At 43.3% G+C, this 17,045-nt stretch carries 16 protein-coding genes, 1 tRNA gene and 1 rRNA gene; 5 read left to right on the top strand and 13 right to left on the bottom strand.

Going from position 1 to position 17,045, the window contains the following annotated elements:
* Positions 1 to 169 precede the first annotated feature (169 nt).
* From cysC to AACS90_RS11500, 5 genes are all read right to left on the bottom strand, one after another.
* Complete coding sequence (gene cysC / locus AACS90_RS11520; RefSeq protein ID WP_099122808.1) at positions 170 to 814, bottom strand: adenylyl-sulfate kinase; 645 nt, start codon at positions 812 to 814, stop codon at positions 170 to 172.
* On the bottom strand, positions 815 to 2,257 hold the full coding sequence (gene cysN, locus AACS90_RS11515) for a sulfate adenylyltransferase subunit CysN (protein WP_099122807.1): 1,443 nt from the start codon (positions 2,255 to 2,257) through the stop codon (positions 815 to 817).
* Positions 2,258 to 2,291: 34 nt separating this feature from the next.
* Positions 2,292 to 3,218, bottom strand: coding sequence for a sulfate adenylyltransferase subunit CysD (gene cysD / locus AACS90_RS11510; RefSeq protein ID WP_256376544.1), 927 nt, complete (start codon positions 3,216 to 3,218; stop codon positions 2,292 to 2,294).
* A 21-nt stretch (positions 3,219 to 3,239) separates the two neighbouring features.
* On the bottom strand, positions 3,240 to 4,703 hold the full coding sequence (gene cysG / locus AACS90_RS11505) for a siroheme synthase CysG (protein WP_099122805.1): 1,464 nt from the start codon (positions 4,701 to 4,703) through the stop codon (positions 3,240 to 3,242).
* Positions 4,704 to 5,052: 349 nt separating this feature from the next.
* Positions 5,053 to 5,754 carry a hypothetical protein gene (locus AACS90_RS11500; protein ID WP_193757248.1) on the bottom strand — a complete coding sequence of 234 codons (702 nt, stop codon included), beginning with the start codon at positions 5,752 to 5,754 and terminating at the stop codon, positions 5,053 to 5,055.
* Positions 5,755 to 5,778: 24 nt separating this feature from the next.
* Between AACS90_RS11500 and AACS90_RS11495 the strand changes: the two genes are divergently transcribed.
* Positions 5,779 to 5,952, top strand: coding sequence for a hypothetical protein (locus AACS90_RS11495; RefSeq protein WP_169926574.1), 174 nt, complete (start codon positions 5,779 to 5,781; stop codon positions 5,950 to 5,952).
* 124 nt (positions 5,953 to 6,076) lie between these two features.
* Here the strand turns inward: AACS90_RS11495 and AACS90_RS11490 are convergent, their stop codons facing one another.
* The gene (locus AACS90_RS11490; RefSeq protein ID WP_099122803.1) at positions 6,077 to 6,511 is read right to left on the bottom strand and encodes a hypothetical protein; all 435 of its coding nucleotides are present in this window, start codon (positions 6,509 to 6,511) and stop codon (positions 6,077 to 6,079) included.
* A 517-nt stretch (positions 6,512 to 7,028) separates the two neighbouring features.
* Here AACS90_RS11490 and AACS90_RS11485 point away from each other — a divergent pair.
* Both AACS90_RS11485 and AACS90_RS11480 read left to right on the top strand, forming a co-directional pair.
* Positions 7,029 to 7,382, top strand: a complete 354-nt coding sequence (locus AACS90_RS11485) for a hypothetical protein (protein ID WP_099123874.1) — start codon at positions 7,029 to 7,031, stop codon at positions 7,380 to 7,382.
* Positions 7,379 to 7,804, top strand: coding sequence for a hypothetical protein (locus AACS90_RS11480; protein ID WP_099122801.1), 426 nt, complete (start codon positions 7,379 to 7,381; stop codon positions 7,802 to 7,804). Before AACS90_RS11485 ends, AACS90_RS11480 begins: the two co-directional genes overlap by 4 nt.
* 307 nt (positions 7,805 to 8,111) lie before the next feature.
* On the opposite strand, the gene cysH is transcribed toward AACS90_RS11480, so the two are convergent.
* From cysH to cysJ, 3 genes are all read right to left on the bottom strand, one after another.
* Positions 8,112 to 8,846 carry a phosphoadenosine phosphosulfate reductase gene (cysH, locus tag AACS90_RS11475; protein ID WP_099122800.1) on the bottom strand — a complete coding sequence of 245 codons (735 nt, stop codon included), beginning with the start codon at positions 8,844 to 8,846 and terminating at the stop codon, positions 8,112 to 8,114.
* A complete protein-coding gene (cysI, locus tag AACS90_RS11470) occupies positions 8,843 to 10,573 on the bottom strand; it encodes an assimilatory sulfite reductase (NADPH) hemoprotein subunit (protein ID WP_099122837.1) in 1,731 nt (576 codons plus the stop codon). The genes cysH and cysI overlap by 4 nt, the downstream gene beginning before the upstream one ends.
* Positions 10,574 to 10,636: 63 nt before the next feature.
* Positions 10,637 to 12,454, bottom strand: coding sequence for an NADPH-dependent assimilatory sulfite reductase flavoprotein subunit (cysJ, locus tag AACS90_RS11465; RefSeq protein WP_099122799.1), 1,818 nt, complete (start codon positions 12,452 to 12,454; stop codon positions 10,637 to 10,639).
* Positions 12,455 to 12,711: 257 nt separating this feature from the next.
* On the opposite strand from cysJ, the gene queD reads away from it, so the two are divergent.
* Entirely contained in the window at positions 12,712 to 13,074 is a 363-nt protein-coding gene (queD, locus tag AACS90_RS11460) for a 6-carboxytetrahydropterin synthase QueD (RefSeq protein WP_099122798.1), read from the top strand.
* 56 nt (positions 13,075 to 13,130) lie between these two features.
* Here queD and queE read toward each other — a convergent pair whose 3' ends face one another.
* The gene (gene queE, locus AACS90_RS11455; protein WP_099122797.1) at positions 13,131 to 13,802 is read right to left on the bottom strand and encodes a 7-carboxy-7-deazaguanine synthase QueE; all 672 of its coding nucleotides are present in this window, start codon (positions 13,800 to 13,802) and stop codon (positions 13,131 to 13,133) included.
* 204 nt (positions 13,803 to 14,006) lie between these two features.
* Here queE and AACS90_RS11450 point away from each other — a divergent pair, with 204 nt between their 5' ends.
* Positions 14,007 to 15,392, top strand: a complete 1,386-nt coding sequence (locus AACS90_RS11450) for an amino acid permease (RefSeq protein WP_099122796.1) — start codon at positions 14,007 to 14,009, stop codon at positions 15,390 to 15,392.
* Between the two features lie 89 nt (positions 15,393 to 15,481).
* Here AACS90_RS11450 and AACS90_RS11445 read toward each other — a convergent pair whose 3' ends face one another.
* The 3 genes from AACS90_RS11445 to rrf all read right to left on the bottom strand — a co-directional run bounded on the left by AACS90_RS11445 (position 15,482) and on the right by rrf (position 16,863).
* Positions 15,482 to 16,270 carry an endonuclease/exonuclease/phosphatase family protein gene (locus AACS90_RS11445; RefSeq protein ID WP_099122836.1) on the bottom strand — a complete coding sequence of 263 codons (789 nt, stop codon included), beginning with the start codon at positions 16,268 to 16,270 and terminating at the stop codon, positions 15,482 to 15,484.
* Positions 16,271 to 16,618: 348 nt separating this feature from the next.
* Positions 16,619 to 16,695, bottom strand: a tRNA-Asp gene (locus AACS90_RS11440).
* A gap of 52 nt (positions 16,696 to 16,747) precedes the next feature.
* Positions 16,748 to 16,863 (bottom strand): 5S ribosomal RNA (gene rrf / locus AACS90_RS11435).
* Positions 16,864 to 17,045 lie beyond the last annotated feature (182 nt).

Raw genomic sequence — 17,045 nt, 5'->3', positions numbered from 1 at the left:
AAAAACCCGCTAATCATCCCATAACTCAGGGGATGACGCCACTATCACAAATGGATCACAAAAGAATACGCAGTGACATGAGTGTAGGAACACATTACCTGACTCGCAATAATGTGTTTTTACTTTGTCCGGGGAATGTGTTCAGAGAATGGAAAACAAAAATGGGATATCAGGTAGCCAGAATATTTCTTTCGTTGAGCAAAATAAGTAATTCTTCCATCAGTAACTCAATGGGTTGTGAACCATCTAAATGAATATCGGGATGTTCTGGTGCCTCATAATCTGAATCAATACCGGTAAAATTCAGGATTTCTCCGGCTCGTGCTTTCTTATATAAGCCTTTCGGATCACGGGACTCACAAATTTCCAGAGGCGTATCGACAAAGACCTCAATGAATTGCTCTGGCTCCATGGATTGCCGTATTTTTTGTCGCTCAGCACGATTAGGAGAAATAAAGGCCGTCAATACCACCAGCCCGGCATCAAGCATCAGTTTTGCAACTTCTCCCACACGACGGATATTCTCCTGCCTATCAGCTTCAGAAAAACCTAAATCATTGCACAGCCCATGGCGCAGATTATCCCCATCCAATAAGTAGGTTTTGATCCCCTGTGAAAACAGCGCCTGTTCTAATACCCCAGCAAGTGTTGATTTGCCTGAACCGGATAAACCGGTAAACCAGATAACTAAAGCCGGGTGCCCGTTCACAGCTTCCCGCTGTTGTCTGCCCACAGAATGTGAATGCCAGACTACATTAGGCGAGACCGCATTATGGGAAATAATATTAGGAGAATCCTCCCTGACCTGAACCACTTACTTCCCTCCCAATAAATCACGTGCTCCCCAGTGTGGGAAATGGCGGCGTACTAACCGGTTGAACTCCAGTTCAAACTCACTGTATTCATGCGGCTCCTGATAGACATCAGTCTGAATTTCCCGCACCAGCCCCGCACCAACGGTAACGTTAGTCAGGCGATCGATCAAAATGATGCCACCGGTATCCGCACTTTGCTGATAACTATCAATCAACAGCGGTTCATCAAATGAAAACTCCACCAGCCCAATAGCATTTAACGGCAGCTCAACCGCGACTTTCTGGGTCAGATTATTGATATCGACCTGATACTGAACATTATCTATTTTTGCCCGGCTCTTCTTACCTGCTACCTTGATATCCAGACTTTGCCCCTGAATCAGCGGCTTTTCTGACATCCAGACAACATCTACCAGAGCATGGCGCGCTACCGTCATTTGGCTTTCAACCGCCACCAGCAGATCACCACGGCTGATATCAATTTCATCTTTCAGGACGATAGTGATAGCCTGCCCCGGTACAGCAAAAGTCAAATCACCATCAAAAGTCACGATCCTCTCTACTGTGGAAACCCGGCCTGATGGCATCACTTTAATTTTTTGCCCCTGACGTAAAATTCCCGATGATAATGTGCCGCCATAACCACGAAAATCAAGATCAGGGCGATTAACGTATTGCACCGGAAAACGTAGAGGCTGCTCTGAAGCATTTTTCTGTACATCTACTGTTTCAAGGAGCTCCAGCAAAGTTGCTCCGCTGTGCCACGGCATTTTCTCACTGTGACTGACGATATTGTCTCCTTCCAGCGCCGAGATAGGGACAAAATAAATTTGCAGATCAGTGGGCAGCTGGCTGGCAAAATCCAGATAATCCTGTTTGATCTGATCGAAAATATCCTGTCGGTACTCCACCAGATCCATTTTGTTTACTGCCACCACCAAATAGCGGATCCCCAGCAACGTACTGATAAAACTATGCCGGCGAGTCTGTTCCTGTACACCTTTGCGCGCATCGATCAGAAGTATAGAGAGATCACTGGTTGATGCCCCTGTTGCCATATTACGGGTATATTGTTCATGCCCCGGCGTATCCGCGATGATAAATTTGCGTTTTTCCGTGGAGAAGTAACGATAGGCAACATCTATAGTAATACCCTGCTCCCGCTCAGCCGCAAGTCCATCAACCAAAAGCGCCAGATCCAGCTTTTCTCCCTGAGTTCCCAGCCGCTTACTGTCATTTTGTAAAGTCGCCAGCTGATCTTCGTAGATCTGACGGGTATCGTGTAACAAGCGACCGATCAATGTGCTTTTACCATCGTCAACGCTGCCACAGGTCAGAAAACGCAGTAGCCCCTTTTCCTGCTGTGCTCTCAGATAGGATTCAACACCGCCCTGCTCTCTGATTTGGTTGGCGATGATCTCATTATGTGCGAGTGCCGGCATTTTTATGCTCCCCTCAAAAAAATAACGCTGTGCCTCAAAAATAACCCTGACGTTTTTTCAGCTCCATTGATCCGGACTGATCACTATCAATCAGCCTTCCCTGCCGCTCGCTGGTTGTCGATATCAGCATTTCCTCGATAATTTCCGGCAGGGTTTCCGCTTCCGATTCCACGGCACCAGTCAAAGGCCAGCAACCGAGTGTCCGGAAACGAACTTTACGCTGGCTGATAACTTCACCCGCTTTCAAATCGATACGATTGTCATCAACCATAATCAGCGTACCATCGCGCTGAACAATCGGGCGGGGCTTCGCAAAGTAGAGAGGAACAATATCTATCTGCTCTAAATAGATGTACTGCCAGATATCCAGCTCAGTCCAGTTAGATAAAGGGAATACTCGGATACTTTCACCTTTATTAATCTGGCCGTTATAGTTACGCCAGAGTTCCGGGCGCTGATTTTTCGGATCCCAGCGATGAGAGCGATCACGGAAAGAATAAATACGCTCTTTAGCGCGGGATTTTTCCTCGTCACGTCGGGCACCGCCAAATGCGGCATCGAATCCGTATTTATCCAGCGCCTGCTTCAGGCCTTCTGTTTTCATAACATCAGTATGTTTGGCACTACCGTGAATAAAGGGGTTAATACCCAATTCTTCACCCTGCGGATTACGATAGACCAGCAATTCAAAACCATATTTTTCTGCGGTTTTATCGCGAAATTCATACATTTCCCGGAATTTCCAGCCGGTATCGACATGCAGCAGCGGGAAAGGCAGCTTTCCCGGATAAAATGCTTTACGTGCAAGATGCAGCATCACAGAAGAATCTTTACCAATGGAGTAAAGCATTACCGGATTAGCAAATTCGGCAGCAACCTCACGAATAATATGAATACTTTCTGCTTCAAGTTGCTGCAAATGAGTCAGTCTTTTGTTGTCCATTAATGCTCCCCCATTAATAGTTCTTCCATAAATAGTTCTTTAGGCTAAATCAGCAACAGCAGGGCGATTTGCCGGCTCAGTAGATTCTGTGTGTTCTGCCGGATTTTGATGATCAACCGATTTCAGCCCAAACCAGGCTAATTGATGGTGAAGCTGAGCAACCTCTCCCACCACCAGCAACGCTGGCGATGGCGCTTCCTGTGCCAGCAGTTCCAGTTCAGACAGCGTACCGGTCAATACCTGCTGTTCAGCGCGGGTTCCACAGCCAATAACAGCAACCGGTGTACTGGCATCCCGCCCATGTGAAATGAGTTTCTGGCTTATCAGGGCTGACTTGATGATCCCCATATAAATTGCCAGTGTCTGATTACCTCGCGCCAGTGCGGGCCAGTCCAGTTCATTGCCATTTTCGCGACAATGCCCGGTAATAAACGTGACACTTTGGGAGTGTTCCCTGTGTGTCAGAGGAATACCCGCATAAGCCGAAGCACCAACAGCGGCAGTTATGCCGGGTACAACCTGAAAAGGAATACCCGCGGATTCGGCAATCTGTAATTCCTCTCCGCCGCGACCAAAAATAAAGGGATCCCCACCTTTCAGGCGAACCACTTTTTTCCCCTGATGTGCCAGTTTGACGATCAGAGCGTTTGTTTCTTCCTGCGCAACAGAATGGCTGCCGGCTCTTTTTCCTACACAGATTTTGTCAGCATCACGGCGCACCAATTCGAGTATTTCATCGCTGACCAGATGATCATAAAGCACCACATCAGCCTGCTGGATCACCTGCAACCCTTTTAACGTCAACAAACCCGGATCACCGGGACCTGCTCCGACTAATACCAACTCACCTTGCTTACTGATTTTCTTTTGTTGTTCATCAGCAATCTGTTGAGCCAATTGCTCCTCAGCCTGTTGTAACTGCCCATTAGCAACTAGCGTGGCAAAACGCCCGTTAAAGGCTTTCTCCCAGAAATAACGACGCTGGCGCAGGGAGTTCAGGCTCTGTTTTACTTTTCCACGCCAACGACCGGCAATTTCTGCCATCGCACCAAGATGAAAAGGCAACAACGATTCCAGCTTTTCCCGCAGCAATCGTGTTAATACAGGGGATTTTCCGGCAGATGAGATCGCCACCATAACCGGAGAACGATCAATAATTGAGGGGAAAATAGCTGAACACAGTGACTGATCATCCACCACATTAACCAAAATAGCGCGACGATTAGCTTCGCTAAAAATAGACTGGTTTAAATCATGATCGTCAGTCGCTGCAAGCACCAGAAATACACCATCAAGATAATCCGTACAGAATGTACCCTGTCGCCACTCAAACTCCCCTTTTTGATGGCGTTGTTGCAATTCAGGGTGTAATTCAGGAGCCACGACTGTTAATGCCGCACCGGCCCGCAATAACAGGCCGACCTTGCGGGAAGCCACTTCGCCACCTCCCACCAGCAAAACAGCACGCGATTTCAGCTCAACGAATAAGGGTAAGTAATCCACAATGACAAGCCATCCAGAGTTTAATTTATTAATAATTATCTAAGAGATGAATATATGAGGCTGTGATGGGGTTATGAAATGTCAAAAAGTAATTATTAGTTCCTGAATCGTATAAGGTAGGTTTTTTAATGGGTTATAAAATGGTGACATGATAAATATTCAGGGGGAAATGACTACTTTTTTTATTTTCAGGCTCCCACTTCTTTCTTTTATACCCCGCCACATTGGGCGAGGATTTACACTAAAAGAATTAACTATCTATTAAAAAGAACAATCCACTCTTAACACACCATTTTTTCATCAAGGATCCTTACGAAACTAGGGCACTAGGAGCAACAATAATCCCATACTAACCTTTCCTGATACTGAAAAGCATCACCAACTGTATTCTTGATTTTACTCGGCTATCTGCAACCCAATTACCATTTTCCTGCCAGATAGATATATATTGATTAAACGTATACTTTTGAGGAATAGAATTTGCTCCGCCTTGCCATCCTGCGGTGACATCCACTGGACAATTCATCTTAGTCGGCTCAGTCGCAACGGGTGTACAATTTCCTATTTTCTTTACTGATCCCAAAAAAAATGCTTCTTTCTCAGTTTCACCATCTGATTCAGTTTTATCATAAAGATCTTGGATAGCATTATATATCTGACTTTCCGATGGACCACCATCATCAAAATGAGTACTGATATTAGGTTCCACATCTTCCGCGTATCTAACCCGAACACCAGCCTTGCTAAGCAAAGTATCTGCTTGTATTCGTGATCTTAATTGATCATCCGCAACCCAATTCCCATTTTCCTGCCAAATATACATTTTTAGGCTAACAATCTGCTCCTTAAAATTAAAAGTAGAATTAAATCGTTTAAATGAGCCTTGTTTGGACCCTGAATTTAGCCCATGATCATTATTGAAGGTCATCTCAACAGGGCAACGCATCTTGGTGGGTTCATCCTTAGATAGTTTACAATTTCCCACTTTTTTTACACTCTCCACAGAGAATGGCCCTTCTTGAATAGGCTTATTTGGTTCAGACTCACTCAATCTAGCCTGAATAGCATCATATATTTGGCTTTCCGATGGACCATCATCGGCAAAATGAATATTGGTATTGGTATTGGTATTGGTATTGGTATTGGTATTGGTATTGGTATTGGTATTGGTATTGGTATTGGTATTGGTATTGGTATTGGTATTGGTATTGGTATTGGTATTGGTATTGGTATTATCACAACCAATTAAAACTATACATAGTAAAAATAGACCAAATAAATTAATCGATTCCATAATCATCATTTCCTTAACATTATTTTTATCAATTGTCATAAAAGCAAATTATATATTAGACCAATTATCTTCCATATGTTTACATCTTAGCATTAACTCCATTAGTGATTATCATTTGACGTATTTTTGTTTTTAATTTTTCATCCACAATTAATTTTCCATTATCTTCTCTAAGATGCACTTTATGTCTAATTTTAAATTGTCTTGAGATGGTTCTGGAGCTGAGTTGCATACTAACAATTATGTCTACAGGACAACGTATTTTAGTAGCTTCTGTTTCAAGCCATTCACAATCATCTAATTTTTTTACTGAATTCAAAAAAAGTTGCATTTCTTGAACTCTGTTGTCAATTGCATTCAAATCAAAGTGGTTTTGTATGCCCTTAATTATCTGAATTTCAGATGGTTCACTATTATCAAAATTCGCATTGGAGTTATCACATCCAATTAGAAATTGGCATAGTATATATAACCATAATAATTTAACACATCCAATATCAATATTTTTATTCATATTATTCCGAATATTTATCTTAAGGCTACACTTTTCATGTTGTCGATTAAAATTTAGTGAGTCTGTATGCATTATCCATTATTTATGGAAAATAATAGAATAATCTATTTCACTAAATTTTTTCTTGATCATATTCTCATTTATTAAATGTATGGATTGCTAAGTTTTATTACTTACCATTCAATCTATTAACGGAGGTGGCTATATATGACACATATAATTCCATTCCCTTACCACCTAATATAGGTAAACAAAAGTTATTTTTAACAATAATATGCTAAGAATCCGTTTATTAACAGCAACTATAACTTGAAAAAAATCATAGGCAAGATAAAATAAAATCCAAATCAACTTGGTAAATTCAAACTGAATTTATTAAAAAATAGTTATCACAAAAGGAATCTTCAATGGAAAAAATTAATTATTTTAAGAGAAATATGCAATGCGCCCAATAATAACCTCAATTTTTGTAATGTTTTTGTTATCTGGATGCGTAACTTTCAAACAAGGAGAACCATTGGATAATGGAGTTATAAGTTTTTTAGAATCAGAGTACCCACAATATTCTACACATCGATTTAAATTCATTAAAAGTGTAGACCTCCATGTTAAGCCAATATTATTTAATAGAATTAAAGAGTATTGTAAAAATAAAAATGCAAATTTTGAACAATACACTATATACTCAGGATGGTGTATAACAAAGGATAAAATTCCTTTATTTATTATAAGTAGAACAGATATAGATGCAAAATTGGGAACGATGGGAATATTTGAAAAACAAAATTTTGTTTCTGATAATGAATGGACAACATTTTCAAAAGAATTTTATCCTTATCTATGGTCTGAATATAATAAGAGAGAAAGATGAAGTCACTATTAATCACTTTTTTAGTTTCTTGTTTATTGGTTGGTTGTGTTAATGGTAGATTGAGAGTAGGAACACCTCCTGTAAATGGGATTGTAAGTGCTGTTGAAAGTAAATACTCAGAGAGACCAAGCTCAATGGTAAGTGCAGGAGCTATTGTAACACTTCATACTGACACTGATGTTTTTCAATATTTGGAAAAATATTGCCAAGATAAAAAAGCTATATTTGAGAACCCTATACCATGGATAGGGTGGTGTGTAACACAGGACATGTATCCGTTGTTTATTTTTCATGGTGATCCGGTTGGTGGTATGTCTATCAAAGAGAAGTCCACAAACGCTGAAGATAATGACTGGGTAGATTATACAAAGAAATACTTCGGAATATTATGGTACACACACAAATTCGGGGTACCTTTGTAGTTTCTTCTATACCTTTTTCAGATGATGATTTAATTAATCAGGCCTTCCATCATTGTTATTATAGCTTTCTATTATTCCAAGGGAATAGTGGCATCTATACTCACACCAGCTAAATTTGGAGTGTACTAATTTAACTTTAAGACGCCAGTTTGAGTATATTGAACAAAGGAGCAAGAAGAATCTAAGATGGAGATGGACATGCACCTTGCTAAAGAAGGGCATTGTGATAACTGATTTTAGCTATAACTGAATCTTTGGGTTTAAGAATGGCCGAATAATTCGGCCATTCCAAAAGTTCAAAAGGAACTCAGCCTTCATGCAAGCCACATTCCCGCTTCAGGCCAAAAAAGCGGGTTTGTTCTTCACTCATACCCGGTTCCCATTTTTGTGTAGTATGAGTATCCCCTACAGAAAGGTAGCCTTGATCCCATAAAGGATGATATTCAAGACCATGCTCTGTCAGGTATTGATGTACCTTGCGATTGTCCCAGTCGATAATCGGCAGTATCTTGTAAACACCACGCTGCACTGCCAACACTGGTAAATTAGCTCGGCTTTCCGATTGCTGACGACGTAATCCTGCGAACCATGTCTGCGCATCCAATGTTTTCAGCGCACGGTTCATCGGCTCAACTTTATTAATCTGGTTATAACGTTCAATCCCGTCTACTCCCTGTTCCCATAGTTTGCCATAACGCGCTTCCTGCCAAGTCGAGCTTTGTTCTGCACGAAATATTTTCAGGTTCAGGTTTAGTTTATCAGCCAGTTTATCGATGAACTGATAAGTTTCTGGGAATAGGTAGCCAGTATCCGTCAGGATAACAGGAATATCAGGGTATTCCTGCGTGACCAGATGCAGGCAGACTGCCGCCTGAATACCAAAACTGGATGAAAGGACAAACTCACCGGGCAGATGTTCCAGTGCCCATATGACGCGTTGACGGGAATCCAGTAACTCCAGTTGTTGGTTTGTCTCAGTGAGCGCTTCCGTGCGCTGCTCAGGGGACAAAGCTAGTAACTCAGCTAAATGTGGCTGGCTCATACTGCTTCCTGCCAGTCGTAAAAGTCGATAGCGGAGTTCAATACAGGTTTGACAATGTCAGTTCGGATCAGGAAATCGCCAAAGTCTTCATTTTCATTACGCTCTGTAGCCCAGCGACCAATAAGTTCATCCAGAATAGTCAGGATCTCAGCGGAGGTGATATTTTCCTGATACATACGAGGAATTCGGCTACCATTGCGATTTCCACCAAGATGCAAGTTATAGCGATCAGGCGCTTTGCCCACAAGCCCGATTTCTGCCAGCATCGCCCGGCCACATCCATTGGGGCAACCTGTAACACGCAGAACGATATGTTCGTGGCTAACGCCGTATTTTGCCATTAACGCATCGACATGATCAACAAAGGTTGGCAGGAAACGTTCCGCTTCTGCCATCGCTAATGGGCAAGTCGGAAATGAAACACACGCCATGGAATGGTGACGCAGTGAGGTCACGCCATCATCAATAAGACCATGCGCGCGGGCAATGGATTCAATACGCGCTTTTTCACTTTCCGCCACTCCCGCTACTATCAGGTTCTGATTTGCGGTAAGACGAAAATCGCCTTTGTGAATTCGGGCAATTTCTGCCACACCGGTTTTTAGTGGTTTGTCCGGATAATCCAGCAAGCGCCCATTTTCAATAAACAGGGTCAAATGCCATTGATCATCAATACCTTTTAACCAACCAATCTGATCGCCCCGTCCGGTAAATTCATAAGGGCGGACTGGCTCAAATTTCACACCTGCACGTTTTTCAACTTCCTGCCTGAAAGTTTCAACGCCGACACGCTCAAGGGTATATTTGGTTTTAGCATTTTTGCGTTCAGTTCGGTTACCCCAGTCACGCTGTGTTGTCACAATGGACTCAGCAATTGCCAGTGTATGCTCTAGTGGGATATAGCCAAATTCACTTGCCAGGCGTGGGAAAGTGTTCTTATCGCCGTGAGTCATGGCTAATCCGCCACCCACCAGCACGTTAAAACCGATCAACTGATCATTCTCTGCAATAGCAACGAAGTTCATATCATTGGCATGCAGATCAACATCATTTTGTGGTGGGATCACAACTGATGTTTTAAATTTACGTGGTAGATACGTTTTACCGAGGATCGGCTCTTCGTCGGTTGTAGCGATTTTTTCTTTATCCAGCCAGATCTCAGCGTACGCGTTGGTACGTGGCAGGAGGTGTTCGGATATTTTCTTCGCCCATTCATAAGCCTGCTGATGCAAAGCCGACTGCACTGGATTAGAGGTACACAGTACATTACGGTTAACATCATTGGCGGTTGCCAGTGAATCCAATCCCATTTGAGCCAGTAATTGATGCGCCGGTTTGACGTTGTTTTTCAGGATGCCGTGAAACTGGAATGTCTGCCGGTTAGTCAACCGAATACTGCCATACAGCGTGCTCTCTGTCGCAAACCGATCAATGCCCAGCCATTGGCGGGGAGTAATAATTCCTCCCGGCAGGCGGCAGCGCAACATCATGGCATGGCGAGGTTCAAGTTTCTGTTCCGCACGCTCAGCTCTGATATCACGATCATCCTGTTGATACATACCGTGGAAACGGATGAGGAGAAAATTATCGCCTTCAAACCCGCCTGTCAGCCCGTTTTTTAAATCTTCGCTGATCGTCCCGCGTAAATAGTTGCTTTCTGACTTCATACGTTCACTGTCAGCGAGTTTACCTTCAACAATCAAAGGACCTTGTTTTTCATTGCTCATTGTTTTCATGATCGTTTTCATTGCCCGTTGGTTTTTATACTTATAGTTTTTTCGTTATTTTTGCTAGTAAACATCTCTCTGATAACGATGTTCGAGGCGCAGTTCACTTAGGAATTCATCGGCCTGCTCTGCATCCATCCCACCCTGTTGTGAAATGATATCCAGCAATGCCTGCTCTACATCTTTTGCCATACGATTGGCATCTCCACAGATGTATAAATGTGCTCCCTCACTAATCCAGCGCCAGATTTCCTCGCCCTGCTCACGCAGCCTATCCTGCACATACACTTTATGCTGTTGATCCCGCGACCATGCCAAATCAATACGGGTAAGTAACCCCTCTTTGACATAACGCTGAAATTCCACCTGATACAGAAAATCTTCTACAAAATGAGGGTTGCCAAAGAACAGCCAGTTTTTACCTTCAGCGCCCTGATTATCCCGTTGTTGCAGGAATGCCCGGAATGGAGCCACTCCGGTACCGGGGCCAATCATGATCATCGGGGTTTGTGGATCGACGGGTAAGCGGAAGTTATCGTTATGCTCAATAAAGACACGGATGTTGTCATCTTCCTGTAACCTATCAGCCAGATAACCTGATGCTCCACCGGTACGGGCACGACCATCTATGTCATAACGAACAACACCAACGGTAATGTGTACTTCATTTTCGACTTCATCCTGAGAAGAGGCAATGGAGTATAGGCGTGGAGTTAATGGACGTAACATATCGATAAATTGCTGAGCTTCAGGTTGCTGAGCTGCCTGCCTGACCATATCCACAATAGGCGTTTTTTGGGCATATTGTTGCAGCGTTGATTTCTCAGAACACAAAGCAAGCAAACTTTCATCTTTCGTCAGAGCCGCATACTTTTCAACAATAACACCCGTGTTTTGTGTCAGTTCAAGATGGCTGGTCAAAGCCTCACGCAAAGCAAGTGACTTTCCATGTACTGTGACAGTTTCAGTTCCTTCCAGATGAAGCAAACCTATCAACTCATCAACCAATACCGGATCGTTTTCAAACCAAACCCCCAATGAATCACCGGGCTGATAACGCAAACCCGAATCCCCCAGATCAATTTCAATGTGGCGGACATCTTTATCAGATGTGCGTCCGGTAATTTTCTGGTTAACCAGTAGAGAAGCAGTCAACGGCGCTTCTTTGGTATAAGGACTGGAGAGAGCTGTACCAGCGGCCACTGCTGCCTTTGTTGTGGCTATTGCAGTATTTGCCGGAGTTGGTAAGCGTTGTTTCAGAATATCGGTCAGTTGTTGACACCATTGCGTAGCAATATCCCGATATTCCACATCAGCATCAACGCGATCCAGTAATCGCTGCGCACCTAACTCACTCAGGCGGCGGTCAAAATCTTTACCGGACTGGCAAAAGTGTTCATAGGAGGTATCTCCTAAACTAAATACAGCATAAGCAGTCTCTTTCATCGAAGCTGCTTTTTTGGAATGCAGATATTTATGTAGTGCTACAGCTTCTTCGGCAGGTTCACCTTCACCCTGCGTTGAAGCAATAATAATCAAGACGCGCTCTTTTGCGATCTGTTTGAATTTATAATCACCAGCATTAACTAAATTCACACTCAAATTCTGCGCCAGTAAAGCGTCTCTGAGCTGTTCTGCCAGACGCCTTGCATTACCCGTCTGAGAGGCCGAAATCAGTGTCACAATTTCCTGTTCAGGTTCAGGCATGCCTGACACTGATGCTACCGTGTTGGTTTGCGGTTGAGAATTCAACATTCCCCAAAAATAGCCTGATAACCAAGCCAGTTGGTGCCCAGAAAAATCACTAACCTCTGATTGCAGGCGTGACAATTGTTCCTGAGATACAGGTAGTAATGCAGTTGAAGGTGGTTTTGCAGTCATTATCCAGTGCCCTTTGCTATAGCCAATACCCATGATTAACAGTCACAAACATGGAGTAATCATAAGGTTATCCCAGAACAGGCGTCGGACTTAAAGAAAGGTTAGCAATATCTAATAACTAAATTACCTAACTTTATTTACAGATTTAATATATCGATAAAGTTGTTAAACGCTGGATTTTATTTCTACAGAAAAATCACGTTAGGCGCGAAAGTTCAGGTAGAATAGCCGGCCTTTTGAATTCAGGAAAAAGTATTATGAGCACTACCATCTTTAAAGATTTTCAATTTGAAGCGGCGCATCGCCTGCCACATGTTCCTGAAGGACATAAATGTGGTCGCTTGCATGGGCATTCATTTATGGTTCGTCTGGAAATCACCGGTGAGATTGATCCTCATAGCGGATGGCTCATGGACTTTGCCGATGTGAAAGCCATCTTCAAGCCAATTTGGGAGCGGCTGGACCACAATTATCTCAATGAGATCCCCGGTCTGGAAAACCCAACCAGCGAAGTACTGGCTCAATGGATTTGGAGAGAGTTACAACCTGCTTTGCCACAGCTCAGCGCCGTTATGGTTAAAGAAACCTGTAGCGCCGGTTGTATCTATCGTGGAAAGTAAGACATTCAGCACCAAATTTTGGTGCTGAATGCACAATAAACAAGCGCGAACGCACATCAGGCGATATTTAAGTATTTGTGTGTCTGCATCGAGAAACGCCAGTTACGGGCAATGCAGGTTTCAATACATAAGCGGGTTGCTTCTTCTTTCTGACTGATAGGCTGTAAGGCAATAACCGGTCTGTTATTTTCATCAAGCATAGTCAATAGATCATCCAATGATTCAATATCGCGCTCACGCCCGACAGGGTGCTTAATTTCATTCGCGCGGTTCATCGCTTCAGGCAATACTTTGTATCCGCCCCGCATTTTCACTTTTGGTGAGACGGTTACCCAAGTTTTGTCCGTACAGTGGATCGCGTGTGTACCACTCGTTTCTATCTGGCACTGATAGCCTGCATTTTCCAGTGCTTCCGTCAGGGGACGTAAATCATACAAACACGGCTCTCCACCCGTAATTACGATATGACGAGCGGTATATCCCTGACGCGTGAACAAATTAATGATTTGCTCTGGTGTGGCAGCGCCCCAGGTATCGCTATCCTGCGATTTGACCAGGATGTTCTCCATCGCCTGCTGCTTATCAGCTTCTTTTTCCCAAGTATGCTTGGTATCACACCAGCTGCACCCTACCGGACATCCCTGTAACCGTATGAAAACAGCAGGAACTCCGGTAAACACACCTTCTCCCTGCAAAGTCTGAAACATCTCATTTATTGGGTAAATCATAAAAAAACTCTGGTTTTAATAAACTGCCCGTTATTATTACAGATATCTATCCCGCGGACATCCATCTTTATGGTATCGTACGAGGTTGCTTTTGCTGGTATCTGACACCAGACAGGGCATTGTATACCTGAAATAGCATATGCCTGAAATAGCATTGTATGCCTGAAAATACTCTCTGGCATGAAAGATAGATGGGATTAACGAATGCAAGACAATGAAAATCAGCTTAAACAGGGTCTGAGTGTGAGGCATATCCGCTTCATGGCTTTAGGCTCTGCGATAGGCACAGGGCTGTTTTATGGCTCAGCAGCTGCAATACAACAAGCAGGACCGGCTGTATTGCTGGCATATTTAATTGGCGGTGCTGCCGTATTTATGGTGATGAGAGCACTCGGCGAAATGGCCGTTCACCATCCTGTTTCCGGTTCTTTTTCGCAGTATGCCAGCCATTATCTGGGCCCATTAGCCGGTTTCCTGACGGGTTGGCTCTATGTTCTTGAAATGCTGTTTGTTTGCCTCGCTGATATCACTGCATTCGGCTTGTACATGAAATTTTGGTTTCCCGATGTTGATCAATGGATTTGGGTTCTGAGTATCGTCTGTTTTATTGGTGCGCTGAATTTATGCCATGTGAAGATTTTCGGTGAAATGGAGTTCTGGCTTTCTATCGTTAAGGTCACTGCCATTATTGCCATGATCATTGGCGGTCTTGCAATTATGATCTTTGGTTTTGGTCAGACAACAGAGCATGCCACCGGGATCGCTAATTTATGGGAACATGGCGGCTTTATGCCGAATGGCATCAGCGGAGTGGTTGCTTCAATGGCGATTGTGATGTTTGCTTTCGGCGGAATAGAAGTCATTGGGATTACTGCCAGTGAAGCGAAAGATCCGGCAAAAACAATCCCTAAAGCGATTAATGCTGTTCCCTTCCGTATTTTAATCTTCTATGTCCTGACTTTATGTATCCTAATGTGTATCTATCCGTGGGATCAAATTGGTCAGAATGGAAGCCCATTTGTACAGATTTTTTCTGATCTGAAAATCAGTGCAGCTGCGCATGTTCTGAATGTTGTTGTTATTACTGCTGCCATTTCAGCCATCAATAGCGATATTTTTGGTGCCGGACGAATGATGTATGGCATGGCTCAGGAAGGACAAGCACCTGAGGCGTTTAAAAAGCTGACCCGAAATGGAGTTCCATGGATGACTGTTCTGGTCATGATTGTGGTTCTTCTGCTCGGTGTCATGCTCAATTGGCTGCTTCCCGGCAATATTTTTATTCTTATTGCATCTGTCGCCACATTTGCCACTGTCTGGGTGTGGTTGATGATTCTGCTTTCTCATGTGGCTATGCGTCGTAAAATGAGTGCAGAAGAGATCAGAACCTTGAAATTTCCGGTACCAATGTGGCCCATTGCTCCCATAATTACGATTGTTTTTATGAGTGCAATTATCCTGCTACTCGGGTATTTTGAGCAAACGAGAGATGCTTTATACATTGGCGCTGGCTGGGTGATTATCCTAACCATTGCCTATTTTTTCAGCATAAAGAAAAAACTTGCCACATCTCATCGTGCTAGCCAATAAAATTGGTCTCTAAAAACGCCGGAGCAATTTCCGGCGTTTTGCTCTTTTTTACCTTTCACCACTCTTACTTAATTGAAGATTTTCGTAACTTATAACGAAAATCGGACAAGAAGCGGATTATGATCAGAAGCAATGGTTGTTAAAACGGTTGCACTCTGGACTGTTAATTCACGATAAAAAACAAAGTCTAAGGGTTTACCAAATACAATTGTTCTATGATCGTCGTTAAAATAGACTTCTTTTAGCCCCATGCGCTGTGCAAAACGCTCCAGTACTCTGAATCTCCGACGACTCCACGCATTAAAATCACCGGCAAATATCACTGGCCCATCATGTAACTTAATATAGATACCAATGTTATCCAACTGACGACTATAAACGTCAACGCCAAGGCTGAAGTTAATAGCATGTACATTCACTACCATCAGCTGCTGTTCATCGGCTAAAGGGTACATAGTAATAAGAGATGATTTAGAAAGCCTTAATATCGGCTCTTTTTCCCTTAACGGACAACAATAGATGGGTGAAGAAGAGGCTAATGTCATCACACCCGATGGATGTTGAGGAATAGCAAATGCAGGTACTTGATCTGCAACCAAGCCACTGGCTGTGATGAATTTCAGTAAGTCAGGAGTTGTTTGTGCTTCTTGCAGTAAAATAAGATCGCTTTTTTCAATTAAGGAAGATAAAACACTTTGCCATCGTGGGCGTTGCTGTTTATGGATATTCCAAATAGCAACAGAAAACACATTATTATCAGCAAAAAATGGCTCTCCACATGGCAAAAGTGCTTCTTCAAGTAATCGCGTGGAAGTAGGAAAAACCCTCTCTACAGGCTGCCCTGCGATATATCTTACTGCATAATTTTTATGAGCCAGATTTTTTCTCTCACGGGCTCTTCTCACATACCTATTTCTTATCAAATTGCACCCCAACCCACCTTAATGCATCGGCCTTCATTAATATGACACCTCTACAATTGATTGCAATCCTTAGTACTAAAAACAAAGTATGAATTGTAAGAGTAAATGTCAGAATAGATTTTATACAGAAAATCTTTTCCATTTATTAAAAAAGTAACAGATCTGGTAGCAAGTTATTGGTGAGGCGATATTGCAGTACTCAAGTATATAGAAGTGCTGATTGAGAATCGAATCAGATACTGATAAAAATAGCTGAAATAGAAAAAACCCCTGAGATTTCTCTCAGAGGTTTCTCTAAATCGGTGGCGGTGCGGACGGGACTCGAACCCGCGACCCCCGGCGTGACAGGCCGGTATTCTAACCAACTGAACTACCGCACCACCGAATGCTGCTTCATGCTGCCTTTTGGGCTGGCAACACGTCTAAATTGATGTCTGGCAGTGTCCTACTCTCACATGGGGAGACCCCACACTACCATCGGCGCTACGGCGTTTCACTGCTGAGTTCGGCATGGGGTCAGGTGGGACCACCGCGCTATTGCCGCCAGACAAATTCGGTTTGTTATCTCGAACAAGCTGTGACCGTCTTTACTGGGTCCTTTTTCTCTGAAACTGCGTCTTTACTCTCAATCCCCGCAAAACACCTTCGGTGTTGTCAGGTTAAGCCGCACGGTTCATTAGTACTGGTTAGCTCAACGTCTCGCAACGCTTACACACCCAGCCTATCTACG

The organism is Xenorhabdus sp. KK7.4 (genome assembly GCF_963876465.1).
In the GTDB taxonomy this organism is placed as follows: domain Bacteria; phylum Pseudomonadota; class Gammaproteobacteria; order Enterobacterales; family Enterobacteriaceae; genus Xenorhabdus; species Xenorhabdus stockiae.
Note: the sequence above shows the minus strand (reverse complement) of the source record. Positions and strands in the feature narration are given on the sequence as shown.

Excerpts from the sequence above, each read along its gene's own strand:
- cysH (WP_099122800.1), bottom strand. The coding sequence starts at position 8,846 with ATGAGCCAGCCACATTTAGCTGAGTTACTAGCTTTGTCCCCTGAGCAG.
- queE (WP_099122797.1), bottom strand. The coding sequence starts at position 13,802 with ATGATTTACCCAATAAATGAGATGTTTCAGACTTTGCAGGGAGAAGGT.
- cysJ (WP_099122799.1), bottom strand. The coding sequence starts at position 12,454 with ATGACTGCAAAACCACCTTCAACTGCATTACTACCTGTATCTCAGGAA.
- AACS90_RS11490 (WP_099122803.1), bottom strand. The coding sequence starts at position 6,511 with ATGAATAAAAATATTGATATTGGATGTGTTAAATTATTATGGTTATAT.
- queD (WP_099122798.1), top strand. The coding sequence starts at position 12,712 with ATGAGCACTACCATCTTTAAAGATTTTCAATTTGAAGCGGCGCATCGC.
- cysI (WP_099122837.1), bottom strand. The coding sequence starts at position 10,573 with ATGAGCAATGAAAAACAAGGTCCTTTGATTGTTGAAGGTAAACTCGCT.
- AACS90_RS11480 (WP_099122801.1), top strand. The coding sequence starts at position 7,379 with ATGAAGTCACTATTAATCACTTTTTTAGTTTCTTGTTTATTGGTTGGT.
- AACS90_RS11450 (WP_099122796.1), top strand. The coding sequence starts at position 14,007 with ATGCAAGACAATGAAAATCAGCTTAAACAGGGTCTGAGTGTGAGGCAT.
- cysN (WP_099122807.1), bottom strand. The coding sequence starts at position 2,257 with ATGCCGGCACTCGCACATAATGAGATCATCGCCAACCAAATCAGAGAG.